Source organism: Marinobacter sp. MMG032 (genome assembly GCF_040112695.1).
Lineage (GTDB): Bacteria > Pseudomonadota > Gammaproteobacteria > Pseudomonadales > Oleiphilaceae > Marinobacter > Marinobacter salsuginis.
In genome coordinates, this window is the sequence record NZ_CP157802.1 from 432,209 (window position 1) to 444,968 (window position 12,760).

11 protein-coding genes and 1 tRNA gene are annotated in these 12,760 nt (G+C 55.9%); all 12 read right to left on the bottom strand.

The window, feature by feature from the left end; genetic code table 11:
• Positions 1 to 27: 27 nt before the first annotated feature.
• Entirely contained in the window at positions 28 to 981 is a 954-nt protein-coding gene (gene secF / locus ABNF92_RS01980) for a protein translocase subunit SecF (RefSeq protein ID WP_349343297.1), read from the bottom strand.
• Positions 974 to 2,848, bottom strand: coding sequence for a protein translocase subunit SecD (secD, locus tag ABNF92_RS01985; RefSeq protein ID WP_349343298.1), 1,875 nt, complete (start codon positions 2,846 to 2,848; stop codon positions 974 to 976). Before secD ends, secF begins: the two co-directional genes overlap by 8 nt.
• Before the next feature lie 94 nt (positions 2,849 to 2,942).
• Positions 2,943 to 3,248 carry a preprotein translocase subunit YajC gene (gene yajC, locus ABNF92_RS01990; RefSeq protein ID WP_227499761.1) on the bottom strand — a complete coding sequence of 102 codons (306 nt, stop codon included), beginning with the start codon at positions 3,246 to 3,248 and terminating at the stop codon, positions 2,943 to 2,945.
• Positions 3,249 to 3,334: 86 nt separating this feature from the next.
• Complete coding sequence (gene tgt, locus ABNF92_RS01995) at positions 3,335 to 4,456, bottom strand: tRNA guanosine(34) transglycosylase Tgt (RefSeq protein WP_349344051.1); 1,122 nt, start codon at positions 4,454 to 4,456, stop codon at positions 3,335 to 3,337.
• Between the two features lie 14 nt (positions 4,457 to 4,470).
• Entirely contained in the window at positions 4,471 to 5,574 is a 1,104-nt protein-coding gene (gene queA, locus ABNF92_RS02000; RefSeq protein WP_349343299.1) for a tRNA preQ1(34) S-adenosylmethionine ribosyltransferase-isomerase QueA, read from the bottom strand.
• A 33-nt stretch (positions 5,575 to 5,607) separates the two neighbouring features.
• Positions 5,608 to 5,694 (bottom strand) — tRNA-Leu (locus ABNF92_RS02005).
• An 82-nt stretch (positions 5,695 to 5,776) separates the two neighbouring features.
• A complete protein-coding gene (gene flgL, locus ABNF92_RS02010) occupies positions 5,777 to 7,003 on the bottom strand; it encodes a flagellar hook-associated protein FlgL (RefSeq protein WP_349343300.1) in 1,227 nt (408 codons plus the stop codon).
• Between the two features lie 18 nt (positions 7,004 to 7,021).
• A complete protein-coding gene (flgK, locus tag ABNF92_RS02015; protein ID WP_349343301.1) occupies positions 7,022 to 9,079 on the bottom strand; it encodes a flagellar hook-associated protein FlgK in 2,058 nt (685 codons plus the stop codon).
• Positions 9,080 to 9,084: 5 nt separating this feature from the next.
• A complete protein-coding gene (gene flgJ, locus ABNF92_RS02020; protein ID WP_349343302.1) occupies positions 9,085 to 10,071 on the bottom strand; it encodes a flagellar assembly peptidoglycan hydrolase FlgJ in 987 nt (328 codons plus the stop codon).
• 8 nt (positions 10,072 to 10,079) lie between these two features.
• Positions 10,080 to 11,177 (bottom strand): flagellar basal body P-ring protein FlgI, encoded by a 1,098-nt coding sequence (locus ABNF92_RS02025; protein ID WP_222464346.1) that lies wholly within the window; start codon positions 11,175 to 11,177, stop codon positions 10,080 to 10,082.
• On the bottom strand, positions 11,174 to 11,866 hold the full coding sequence (gene flgH / locus ABNF92_RS02030; RefSeq protein ID WP_153634727.1) for a flagellar basal body L-ring protein FlgH: 693 nt from the start codon (positions 11,864 to 11,866) through the stop codon (positions 11,174 to 11,176). The genes ABNF92_RS02025 and flgH overlap by 4 nt, the downstream gene beginning before the upstream one ends.
• Before the next feature lie 28 nt (positions 11,867 to 11,894).
• Entirely contained in the window at positions 11,895 to 12,683 is a 789-nt protein-coding gene (gene flgG / locus ABNF92_RS02035; RefSeq protein WP_069184971.1) for a flagellar basal-body rod protein FlgG, read from the bottom strand.
• Positions 12,684 to 12,760 lie beyond the last annotated feature (77 nt).

The following is a 12,760-nucleotide window of genomic DNA, read 5'->3' on the forward strand; positions in this document are numbered from 1 at the left end:
TGCCCGAAACGACAGGACCAGATCAAATTACATCCTGTTCAGCCATTCCGGCGGCTGCTCTTCCTCGTCCTCGTTTTCGGCGCCTTCTTTCGGCGGCACGATCAGATCGTCACGGGACACGCCCATAACCATCAGGAGGTTGGCAGACACGTAGATGGAAGAATAGGTACCAACAACCACACCGATAATCAGTGCCAGGGCAAAGTTGTTGATCGCCTCACCACCCAGAAAATATAGGGCGAACAGCACCACAAGAGTTGTGCCGGAGGTATTGATTGTCCGGGCGATGGTCTGATGAATCGATTCGTTGATAATGTCCCAGGGCTCACCAACGCGCATCTTGCGGAAATTTTCCCGGATACGGTCAGCTACAACGATGGTGTCGTTCAGCGAGTAGCCGATGACAGCGAGCAGGGCCGCCAGCACAGTGAGATCAAAGGTCCACTGGAACAGGGCGAAGACACCCAGAACGATAATCACATCGTGAGCCAGGGGCACCACCGAGGCAATTCCGAACTTGAACTGGAAGCGCATTCCCACATAGATGAGCACGACCGCCAGCGCAATCAGCAGGCCAAGGCCACTATCTTCCTTGAGCTCCTCGCCAACCTGGGAGCCCACAAACTCGGAACTGACGAGCTCCAACTCCACGCCACCCTCTTTCAGGGTTCGGGTTACCTCGGGGGCCAGTTGATCATTGTCAGCCTCTGCCATACGCACCAGCACTGTGGTGTCGGCTCCAAAGTTCTGGACAGAGAACTGCTCATAGCCGGCGGCATCAAGCCTGGACCGGATTTCATCGAGCTGCGGCGCCTCTGCATATTCGAATTCAACGGACGTGCCGCCGGTGAAGTCCATCCCCAGGTTCAGACCACGAATGGCCAGGAGGGCAATGGACACAACGATAAGCGAGATAGAGATTACGGAAGCAATCTTCCGCAAGCCCATGAAATCAAACGGTTGCTTTTGATCTTCAGACATTGGCGAGCTTTCCTCCGATCGACAGCTTCTCGACCCTGCGGCCGCCGTAAATAAGGTTCACGATGCTGCGGCTGACCATCAGGCCAGAGAACATCGACGTGAGGATCCCGATGCACAAGGTAACCGCAAAGCCTTTCACCGGGCCGGAACCCATGGCAAACAGAATGACGGCAACCAGCAAGGTGGTGATGTTGGCATCGAAAATGGAAACGAAGGCTCGGGAATAACCGGAATTGATAGCCGTCTGGGGAGGCACACCGGATTTGAGCTCTTCCTTTATACGCTCAAAGATAAGCACGTTGGCATCTACCGCCATACCCACGGTCAGAACGATACCGGCGATACCCGGCAATGTCAGCGTTGCCGACAGAATCGACATGCACGCCACCAGAAGCATCAGGTTCAGGGTCAGCGCAATGTTCGCGACAACACCGAACCCACGGTAATAGACAAGCATGTACAGCAGCACCAGACCGAAGCCAAGCGCCACCGACATCATGCCGGCATCAATATTCTTCTGACCAAGGCTGGGGCCGATTGTCCTTTCCTGAACAAAGTACATTGGCGCCGCCAGCGCACCAGCTCTCAGCAGCAACGCGAGTTCTGCCGCCTCCGGGATTGAATCAAGACCGGTAATACGGAAGCTGCTTCCCAACGCGGACTGCACAGTAGCCAGGCTGATAATGCCCTTCTCTACTAAGCGGTTTTCAACTTCCTGAGGCTCACCGTCAACCATTCTGGTTTCGGTTTCCGTACGGTATTCGATGAACAGCACGGCCATCCGGCGGCCAATCGCATTGCGGGTGGCGCGATTCATCAGATCACCACCCACGGAATCCATGGTGATATTGACCTGGGGCTGACCGTTCTCATCAAAGGCCTGCTGGGCATTGGCCACATTATTACCGGTGGCAATGACTTCCTGCTCAAGGCGAGCGGTGCGCTGTGGTTGATCGCGGAAACCGAACTCTTCGGTTTCGCTGCTCGGCGCGTCCTGACGGGCCTCCATGCGGAACTCGAGGTTTGCTGTGGCGCCAAGTACACGCTTGGCCTGCGCGGTATCCTGCACGCCGGGGAGCTCAACGATAATGCGGTCGGCGCCCTGCTGTTGAACCAGGGGCTCGGCCACACCAAGCTCATTCACCCGATTACGGATGGTGGTAAGGTTCTGCTCCAGGGCGTAGTCCTGGATCGCCGTTACTTCCGCCTCAGACAGGGTCAACACCAGGAGGAACTCATCACCCTCGGTCTGCTCATCCAGAAGGAATTCGTTGTACTGGTCACGCACCATGTTGAAGGCTTCGGTGCGGGATTCTTCGTCGCGGAAGCTGAGAACAATCTGACGACTGTCTTCCACATCCCCGCCACGATAACGGATCCGCTCTTCACGCAGCTCTCGCTTGATCTGGCCGGACATGGCTTCGAGTCGCTGGCTTACCGCGGTCTCCATATCGACTTCCAGGAGGAAGTGAACGCCGCCGCGAAGATCCAGGCCCAGCTTCATGGGGCCAGCACCCAGGCTTTTCAGCCATCCCGGCGTAGAAGCCGCCATGTTCAGCGCAACCAGGTATTCGTTGCCAAGCGTAGCCTGCACCAGTGGGCGAGCCTGCAATTGGTCTTCAGAGTTGGTGAGACGGATCAGAGCATCCCGATCCTGAAGAGTACTGCTTTTCACCTCGATACCCTGGCTTTCCAGCACATCGACAGCCCTCTCGAGCACACCGGCATTCACCTCTGTGCTGCTGCGGGCGCCTGTGATCTGGATGGCGTAATCGTCGGGGAAGAGGTTGGGCAAAGCGTAGATAAACCCGATCACGAGCGCGACCAGGATAACCAGGTTTTTCCAAAGCGGATACTTGTTCAGCATGGGATCCCTTGTAGCCGGCCTGATGGCCGGCCTTGGTGTTTCAGCCAGGAAGATTCAGACCGGCCACCAGGGATGGCCGGCTAAATGGCCCCGCTCAGATGTCCTTGAGCGTGCCCTTGGGCAGAGCCGCGGCCACGGCTACTTTCTGGACCTTGATCTCGACATTATCGGCAACTTCCACAACGATAAAATCGTCAGTTACCTTGGTAATCTTGCCGGCAACACCACCGGAGGTCACAACCTCGTCGCCCTTGTTCAGGCCAGACATCAGCGCCTTATGCTCTTTCGCTCGCTTGGACTGCGGGCGCCAGATCAGGAAATAGAAAATCAGAATGAAGCCAGCAAAAAAGATGACCTGGCCCATAACACCCATTCCCTGTGCAGCCGGGTCCTGTGCCATGGCAAAAGCAGGCATCAGAGCCAAAAGGCCGGCAACGAGCATTTTAATAGATTTCATTGAATATCTCCGTTGGTTTAGCGAATAGATCAAACATTGCCCAGAGGCGGAACGGTCTCTCCGCGCAGGGCATAGAACTCGGTTACAAAGTCCGACAATGTACCTGCTTCAATGGCCCCACGCAATCCAGCCATCAGGTTCTGGTAAAACCGAAGGTTATGGATTGTATTCAGCTGCGAACCCAGCATTTCTCCACATTTATCGAGATGATGCAGATAACTTCTCGAAAAATTCTTGCAGGTGTAACAGTCACAGCGTTCATCCAGAGGGGCAGTGTCGTGACGATGCCGCGCGTTGCGGATTTTTACAATCCCGGTGGAAGTGAACAGGTAGCCGTTTCGGGCATTGCGGGTCGGCATCACGCAGTCGAACATGTCGACGCCACGCCGAACGGCCTCCACGATATCCTCCGGCCGGCCCACGCCCATCAGGTAACGTGGTTTGTCCTCAGGCATTTTCGGTGGCAAGTGATCCAGAATCCGGATCATGTCTTCCTTTGGCTCGCCAACCGAAAGGCCACCTATGGCATAACCATCGAAGCCGATGTCTGTAAGACCCTCCAGAGAGCGGTCCCGCAGGTTTTCGTACATACCACCCTGGACAATGCCGAACAATGCTGCAGGATTCCCCTCATGGGCATCCTTGCTGCGTTGTGCCCAGCGCAGTGACAGCTCCATGGAGTCTTTTGCCTGGCGTTCGGTGGCGGGGTAAGGCGTGCATTCGTCAAAAATCATGACGATGTCAGAACCAAGGTCCCGCTGGACCTGTATGGCAATTTCCGGAGACAGCTCCACCGGAGAGCCATCGACCGGTGAACGGAAGGTAACCCCTTCCTCGGTAATCTTTCGCATCTCGCCCAGGCTGAATACCTGAAAGCCACCGGAGTCGGTCAGGATCGGCCCCTGCCATTGGGTGAAATCATGAAGATCACCATGGGCCTTGACCACTTCGGTGCCTGGCCGAAGCATCAGGTGAAAGGTATTACCGAGGATAATTTCTGCGCCGATCTCATGAATATCGCGGGGCAACATGCCCTTCACAGTGCCGTATGTTCCAACCGGCATGAAGGCGGGCGTTTCAACCGTGCCCCGGGGGAACGTCAGCCGGCCACGACGGGCACGCCCATCCTCGCCCAGTTTTTCGAACGACATGAAACAGGTTTGCGTCACAAAGCCTCCCCGGCATTATCAGTACCGGATTCATTGGATTCCACGGCCGACCCCAGCAACATGCCACGGCTGGGTTCCTGTCCGGCAATGAACATGGCGTCGCCGTAACTGAAAAAGCGGTAGCGTTCCTTCACCGCTTCCCGGTAGGCCGCCATCACATTTTCATAGCCAGCGAAGGCGCTGACCAGCATGATCAGGGTGGATTCCGGCAAATGGAAATTGGTTATAAGGGCATCAACGGTCTGGAACCGATAGCCCGGATAAATAAAGATATCAGTCTCACCAGTGAACGCCCTCAAGCGTCCGCCACGACTTGCAGACTCAAGTGAGCGAACCGACGTGGTGCCCACAGCCACCACACGCCCCCCCCTCGCACGGGTTCGCTCTACAGCGTCGACGGCATCCTGGGGAACATTGACGACCTCGCTGTGCATGGTGTGATCTTCGATTCTGTCCACACGAACCGGCTGGAAGGTGCCGGCCCCGACGTGCAGCGTCACGAAAGTACTTTCGATTCCGCAGGCGGCCAACCTCTCAAGCAGGCTTTCATCGAAGTGAAGCCCTGCCGTCGGCGCTGCGACGGCGCCGGCCTCCCGGGCGTAAACGGTCTGATAGCGTTCCCGGTCGGTGGCTTCGTCCGGCCGGTCAACGTAGGGCGGCAGTGGCATATGCCCAATGCGCTCCAACACGTCCAGTACCGGTTCCTCGCTTTCACACACCAGGTGAAACAGTGCTTCATCGCGGCTTGACATACGCAGACAGGTGCCATCTTCAAGGAGAACCTTTTGCCCTTCCTTCAAAGCCTTGGAGGCACGGACATGGGCGATAATTTCATGTTCGCCGGTCACCCGCTCGACAAGCACCTCGACCTGTCCACCCGTTTCCTTTTTGCCGAAAAGGCGCGCAGGAATCACCCGGGTGTTGTTAAACACCAGCAGGTCACCGGGCTGAAGCAGATCTGGAAGTTCACTGAAAACGCGATGATCAAGCTTGCCGGAAAGACCATCCAGACAAAGCAACCTTGATGCGCTTCGATCTTTTAGCGGATAGCGGGCGATCAATTCGTCCGGCAGGTCAAAATGAAAATCGGAGACATTCATGGAAGACTGTTAACGACGCCGAAGGAAAGAAGATGGTAGCGGCGGGCGGACTCGAACCGCCACGGGTTTTACCCCAACGGATTTTGAATCCGTCGTGTCTACCAATTTCACCACGCCGCCATCGGAGAGTGTTGGGGATTATACTGAGCTAAATCTCGAAAGCAATAAGCCAGCGGACAGATCTGCCCGCGGCTTCAATTATTTACAGTCGGTCGAACAGTGACAACTGGGATACCTGGGCAAATGACTGCTGCGCTGCCTGTAGCACGAAGCTCTGGAAGCTCAGATTACTGATCGCTTCCGCGTAATCCACGTCCTGCAACTGGGAGCGGATTTCATTGGTGTAAACGGATGAATCCTCAAGGAAGGCTTTGGTGGATTCCACCGCGTTCATCCGGCCGCCCAACTCAGTTTGCTTGAGGATGATGCTCTCCTGAGCGTTGTCGAGGTTGATCAAGGAATTGGCGATCAGGTCATCGTACTCGGCCTGTCCGCCAGGGCTGCTCTTGTCGATGTTGTTCAGGCCGGCAATCAGGTTTTCGATGGTGCCGAACACCGACTGCTTTTCGTTGATCTTGAGGGTGTAGCTATCGACATCGGGAGGCGTTGGCAAGGGCCCAGTAATTGTCGCTTCCACACCAGCGACTTCGAACGTCTCGCCACTGACGTAAGTATCGGGAGTTACCTGCAAGGAAGGATTACTGCTGCTTGACGCAGTTATCGCTCCGCTGTCATCTACCTGAATAGTTATATCATCCGGGAAAGTCCCGGGGAAAGCGGCCTTTAAGTCAGCTTCATTGACCAACGAAACGCCCGAAATGGACGAACCTGACGTGACCGATGTATTTTCACCGGTTATGGCGGCAGGAACTCTTACAAAGATGTCCTTGCCATTGTCGCTTATGGGAACGGTAACGCCGTCATCAATCTCGAGGACGCGCTGGCCCTCGTCGCCCTGGTATACCCAGCTTCCCGAAGCGTCCTGTTCAAAAGCCTTCACCGAGCCCTGGAATCCGCTGAAAATATACTCTCCCGACGCATCACGGGTATTGGCAATATTCGCCAGCTGACCCAGGCGCTCCTCCAGCTCGGACGAAATCGAGCGCCGATCGTTGGCCGACAGCGATCCGTTACCGGCCTGAACGGTCAATTCGCGGATCCGTTGAATCACATCAATTGAGCTTTCCAGAGTACTCTCTTCCTGCTTCAGCCGGTTATCTGCCAGGTCGACATTACGCTGGTACGTTTCAACCCGCGAAAGCTCCTGATCCAGCTTCAGAATCCGTGCTGCGGCTACCGGATCGTCGGAGGGTTTGTTTACTCTCTGGCCAGTCGAGATCTGTTGCTGGGTGTTATTCAGGCTGGTATTCAGCTCCTGAAGCCGATTGATACCGCCCGAAAAAATCTGCTGTGATGAAATTCTGATCATGTCACATCACCTCAACCGTTACCGGAAACTCTGTAACAGGGTATTGAACAGGTCCTGAGCCACCGACATTACCTGGGCCGAGGCGTTGTAGGCGGCCTGATACTGGATCAGGCGGCCGGCTTCTTCATCCAGGTTGACTCCCGATACCGATTCCCGCTGGTTGGTTGACTGCTCCAACAGCGTTTTGCCGGCATCCACGTCGAGTTGGCTCTGGCGGGTTTTCACTCCAATATCCTCCACCAGGCCCGCATAGCCTTCTGCGAAACTCTGACTACCACCATTAAGGGTGTTCGCGGTTCCTAAAGACGCCATTAATTCGGCATTTCTGTTATCTGAAACACCATTCGCGTTAAAAACAACACTGAAGCTATCCCCTACAGCAGGCTTTCCGCTCATTTCAAACTGATAACCTTGGTAGGCATCACCTGCTAGAGGATCTGAGCTTAAGAAGGTTTTGATTTCCCGCGGGTCATAGGCTCCAGACTCCAATAGATTGGCGTCGGGGTCTCCGGGAGGAGTGGGCCTATTATCCCTGATCTCATACGCGAATGTACCCGTGGTTGAATCGTAACTTGTAAAGCTGAGCACCACGGGGCCGTTCGAGAGACGGCCACTGGATTCAAAACCGGGGAGCAGCACATTCGTATTCGGGTTTCGGACATTCAGCATAGTGCCCTGACTGATCTCTCCTGTGCCGATGTTTCCGTCACCGGTTACAACGCGAATAGGACTAGCAAATGCCAGGTCCTCCTCTCTCCTGACGTCCAGACCGAGGCTTGCCGCAGCATTTCGTGAAGGCTGTATCAGATATTTATCGCCGGCATTAAAAGTACCGCCTTCAACCCGAATGTTGAAACCGGGCATACCAATTTCAGACTGAACCGGGTCTGGCAGACGTCCCTGGTTGACTGTTTTTCCGCTGGCCTGATCGATTAATTCAAAAGTTCGACCATCGCCACTAAATTGTAAAGTCCAACGGCCTGCCGGAAGTAAAGCGCTATCGGTTATTTCAACAGCCAAACGACCGTTCGTAGAAGTCGAGTTATTCCCATTCGGAACAACACGACTGCTTTGAGCCTCTCTTGAATTTATGTCGGTGAAAAAAGTACCACCAAGGTCCCCCTCCAGATCCATCCCAATTTCATGCTGGTGGTTCATGGTGTCGGACAGGGCGATGGCAATTCTGCCCAACTCATCAAAAGCCGGCTTCAATCCCTCAGTATCGAAACGCAGCAGGCCACCAAGTTTGCCACCACTGATCTGTTCATCGATGTTGAGCGTCCGGCCGCCATTACTCAGAGTAAACTCAAGGCGGGTCGGATCTTCAGCGTTCTCCCGGGTACCAAGAGTCGCCGCATTGCTGCCAACCACGAGCGACAGCCCATTGGACAAAGACACGTTGACCTGGCTGCCATCCGCCGGACTGACCTTTATATTTACAAGTTCGGACAGCTGGCGGAGTTTCTCATCACGCTTGTCCAGCAGTTCATTCGGCATTTGTCCCTGGGCAATCCCGGGTGATTCAGAAATCGCCAGATTCAATTCGGCAATGCTCTTCAGAAGCGTATTGGCATCCTTTATACCCTGCTGCATCTGGGTCTTGATGGACTCCCTCTGCTGGATAAACTCCTGGTTGAGCGCCTGAAACCGGTTTACAACCTGTTGTGCCTCACTCAGTACCAGCTGGCGCTGTGGTAAAGAGGTTGGATCCTCTGCAGCGTTCTGAAGACTGGCAAAGAAATTGTTCAACGCAGTACTGAGCCCGGTTGTCTCGCCACCCAGCAAATTATCAAGCCTGGACAGCTCGGAATTCAGGGCCTCCTGCTCTCCAAAAAGCGTGCTGTCTTCCCGGACCTGTTGCACCAGGTACTCATTCGCCAGGCGCCGAATGTCGGCAATGTTGACACCGCTGCCAATCGTGCCCGCGCCGGTCCGCTGGCCTTCCTGAGTCTCGAACAGTACTTCCTGACGGCTATAACCCGGCGTGTTGGCGTTGGTTATATTATTGCCCGTGGTGTTCAGCGCAGCCTGATGACTGAGGATGCCGGTCAGACCAATACCTATCAGCCCTGCCATAAGGTTTACTCCTTCATCCCTTCACTGCCCATGGACAGTGTCATCAGTGAATCACGGTTCATGATCTGGCGGATCTTGCTGCCGTAGTTGGGGTCAGTGGCGTAGCCGGCTTCCTGGAGCTTCTCAGCAAACACTTCAGGCTGGTCGGCGACGGATAACACCTCCCGGTATCTGGGGTTGGATTCCAGGAACGAGACATAGTCCCGGAAGCTGGATTCGTAATCTGTGTACGCCCGGAAGCTGGCCTGCTCTTTCATGGGCAAGCCCTCCCGGTATTCCGTAGTGGTTATGGATACCGCATCGCCCTGCCAACGGCTATCCGCCTTGATGCCGAAGAGGTTAAAACTGGGTTCGCCCTGCTCTCCTCGAATCATGTGCCGGCCCCAGCCGGTTTCCAGGGCGGCCTGGGCCACCATGAGTTTCGGATCAATGCCGGAGTCGTGGGCAACCCGCTCTGCCATTGGTAACAGCTCGGTCACGAAATGCTCCGGAGACTCGAACCGCTCTGGCAAATTCGAGGGCGTGGCAGATACCGGTGATGCTGCCTCCTCTGCCACGGCGGTCACTTGCTGCACGCTATCAGCCAATTGAGGGGTCAGAGCAGGCAGACTTCGATCGTAATCCGCAAGACTTGCCTTGTGGCCGGCAAGCCTGCCACCCTCGTTGTCCATACCCGGAATCTGTTTGCTCAATTGGCGCACGAGCGCCTCGGCAAGACCACTGCCCTTGCCTCCCGCCATGGTCAGACTCATCTGACTGTCGAACATATCCCGGTATAGCTCGGATTGATTGCTATTCAGGTAGTTGCCCTCGGAGAAGACGTCGCCGGCCTTACGCATGGACTTCAGCATTTCAGACAGGAACAGGCTCTCGAACTGGCGGGCCACTTCGCGCAGAGCTGACTCTTTGTCAGTGCGAGCCTGGGCCTTCAACGCATTGAGACCGTTGAAGTCGGTATAAACCTGGGCCTGTTGAACCTTGTAGTCCTGCATCACATCACCTAGATAACAATCAGCTCGGCACGCAGTGCACCAGCCTGCTTCAGGGCTTCGAGTACCGCCATAACGTCGCCCGGAGCCGCACCCACCTGATTCACGGCCTGTACGATTTCGTTCAGGGTTACGGCGGGGCCGAACTTGAACATCCGTGCCGGCTCTTCAGTAATAGCAATCTGGGAATCCTGCTCGATAGCCGTGTCGCCAGCGGCGAAAGGATTCGGCTGCTCCACATTGGGATTTTCCTGAATCGTCACGGTCAGGTTACCGTGGGTGACCGCTGCCGGGCTGACCTGAACATTCTGGCCAACCACGATGGTGCCGGTGCGGCTGTTAATCACCACTTTTGCCGCATCCTCGGCCGGATCCACTTCGATGTTTTCAAGGATCGACAGGAAACTGACCCGCTGGGAGGGATCCCGCGGCGCGCGCACGGAAACCGATGTGGCATCGTGGGCATACGCCATATCCGGTCCGAGACGGCCATTAATAGCCTCGACTACCCGGCGTGCGGTTGTGAAATCCGGGCGTAGGAGATGGAAAGTAATGGTGTCACCCTGGCTGAACGGCGAAGCCACCTCCCGTTCAATAGTGGCACCATTGGGAATCCGGCCAACGCTTGGAACGTTCACGGTGATCCGCGAACCGTCCTGTCCCTGGGCACCGAACCCCCCAACCACCAGACTGCCCTGCGCCATGGCATAAACCTGACCATCAGCACCCTTCAACGGTGTCATCAGCAAGGTGCCGCCACGCAGACTGTCCGCGTTGCCGATGGAAGACACGGTGATATCAATTTCCTGGCCCGCCTTGGCGAAGGGAGGCAGATTCGCGCTAACCGTCACTGCCGCCACGTTTGCGAGACTTGGATTGACCCCCTCCGGCAAGGTAACGCCGAACTGGTTCATCATGTTGCGGAAGGTCTGGTTGGTGAACGGAGCACTATCGCCGGTGCCATCCAGGCCTACAACCAGTCCATAGCCGACCAGCTGATTATTGCGAACACCCTTGATCCGCGACAGATCCTTCAGGCGGTCCGCCAATACCGGGGCTGAAACCACAGCCAGAGCAAGCACCCAGACAATAAAACGGCGAAAGCTCATAGAGGCCACCACTCACTGTTAAAGAAACGCGCCAGCCAGCCCATCTGGTTTGCCTGATCAAAATCACCGGTTCCGCCGTAGGCAAACCGGGCATCCGCAATTCGATTGGACGCCACTGTATTGTCAGGTTGGATGTCCTGGGGGCGAACCAGGCCAGTCAGGCGGATGTATTCATCACCATTCGTCAGCGACAGCCATTTTTCCCCACGAATCCTCAGAACACCGTTTGGCAGCACTTCGGTGACGGTGACGGTGATACTGCCGGCAAGGCTGTTGCTTTGGTCTGCTTCAGCGCTGCCCTCGAAATCACGCTCGTGATTCAGGGAGGTATTGATCCCGAAATTGCTCTTACCAAGGATGGTCGGCTCTGGCAGCGTGACTTCATTGTCCTTGGTGATGCTGGTTTCCGCGTTCTTGCTGGCCCGTGTGGATTCTTCAAGGATCACCGTGAGCACATCACCCACGTTTAACGCCACGGTATCGCCGTAGAAGTTGTAGTTCCGTGAGACCTGGTAGATGGAACCGGAGGCACTGTCCCGTTGCATCATGGCCTGAGGGCGAACCGGTGCAAATTCCGGGTCATCCGGAACTGCCCGGGGCCGACTCATGGCCGTGCAACCCTGCAACAGGACCAGAAACAGCACCATCGCCAATGTGCTGGCGCTTCGGGTTGTCCGGTTTGATGTCATCAGTTTCATGACGTCACCTCTGGCGGCGTTAGCCAATGTTTTGAGTAATGAACTGGAGCATCTGGTCGGTTGTGGAGACCACTTTCGAGTTCATCTCGTAGGCACGCTGGGTGGTAATCATGTTCACCAGCTCCTCGACCACCTCAACGTTGGACGACTCCACGGAACCCTGCTCGATACTGCCGAGCCCCGCCAGCCCGGGCTCACCTTCGGCAGGATCGCCACTGGCATTGGTCGCCTTGAACAGGTTGTTACCGATAGCCTGCAGGCCCTGCGGATTGATGAAATCCACCAGGGTAATCTGGCCCAGGTTGACCGGTGCTGCCTGGTCATCCGTTACTGCCGTGACGGTGCCATCCTTGCCAATGGTTATGTTGGTGGCGTTCTCCGGCACGTTGATGGCTGGTTCCAGCGGGTAGCCATCCGGGTTGACTACGTCCCCATTGGCGTTGAGCTGGAACTGACCGTCCCGGGTGTAGGCAATCTGCCCATCGGGCAACTGAACCTGGAGGAAACCACGTCCGTTGATGGCCATATCCAGGGGCTGCTCGGTGATCTGCAGGTTGCCCTGGGAGAACTGCTTGGCGGTGCCGACAACCCGCACACCCGTACCCAACTGGAGACCAGAGGGCAGTTCAGAGTTCTGGGTTGTCAGACCACCGGGTTGCCGATTGATCTGGTACAAAAGGTCCTGGAACACGGCCCTGTCCCGCTTGAAGCCAGTGGTATTGACGTTCGCCAGGTTGTTGGAAATGGTGGACATGTTGGTGTCCTGAGCGCTCAACCCGGTCTTGCTGACCCAAAGTGCTGGATGCATGCTGCTTACTCCTTGCCGGCGGGCAGTCAGGCGGCCATTTTTTGCCGCTTCAGGCCCGCCAGGCCAATGTGTTCAGT

Coding starts and splice junctions, on each gene's coding strand:
- flgL (WP_349343300.1), bottom strand. CDS start 7,003: ATGATCAGAATTTCATCACAGCAGATTTTTTCGGGCGGTATCAATCGG.
- secF (WP_349343297.1), bottom strand. CDS start 981: ATGTCTGAAGATCAAAAGCAACCGTTTGATTTCATGGGCTTGCGGAAG.
- flgG (WP_069184971.1), bottom strand. CDS start 12,683: ATGCATCCAGCACTTTGGGTCAGCAAGACCGGGTTGAGCGCTCAGGAC.
- queA (WP_349343299.1), bottom strand. CDS start 5,574: ATGAATGTCTCCGATTTTCATTTTGACCTGCCGGACGAATTGATCGCC.
- flgK (WP_349343301.1), bottom strand. CDS start 9,079: ATGGCAGGGCTGATAGGTATTGGTCTGACCGGCATCCTCAGTCATCAG.
- tgt (WP_349344051.1), bottom strand. CDS start 4,456: ATGTCGTTCGAAAAACTGGGCGAGGATGGGCGTGCCCGTCGTGGCCGG.
- flgJ (WP_349343302.1), bottom strand. CDS start 10,071: ATGCAGGACTACAAGGTTCAACAGGCCCAGGTTTATACCGACTTCAAC.
- yajC (WP_227499761.1), bottom strand. CDS start 3,248: ATGGCACAGGACCCGGCTGCACAGGGAATGGGTGTTATGGGCCAGGTC.
- ABNF92_RS02025 (WP_222464346.1), bottom strand. CDS start 11,177: ATGAGCTTTCGCCGTTTTATTGTCTGGGTGCTTGCTCTGGCTGTGGTT.
- flgH (WP_153634727.1), bottom strand. CDS start 11,866: ATGACATCAAACCGGACAACCCGAAGCGCCAGCACATTGGCGATGGTG.
- secD (WP_349343298.1), bottom strand. CDS start 2,848: ATGCTGAACAAGTATCCGCTTTGGAAAAACCTGGTTATCCTGGTCGCG.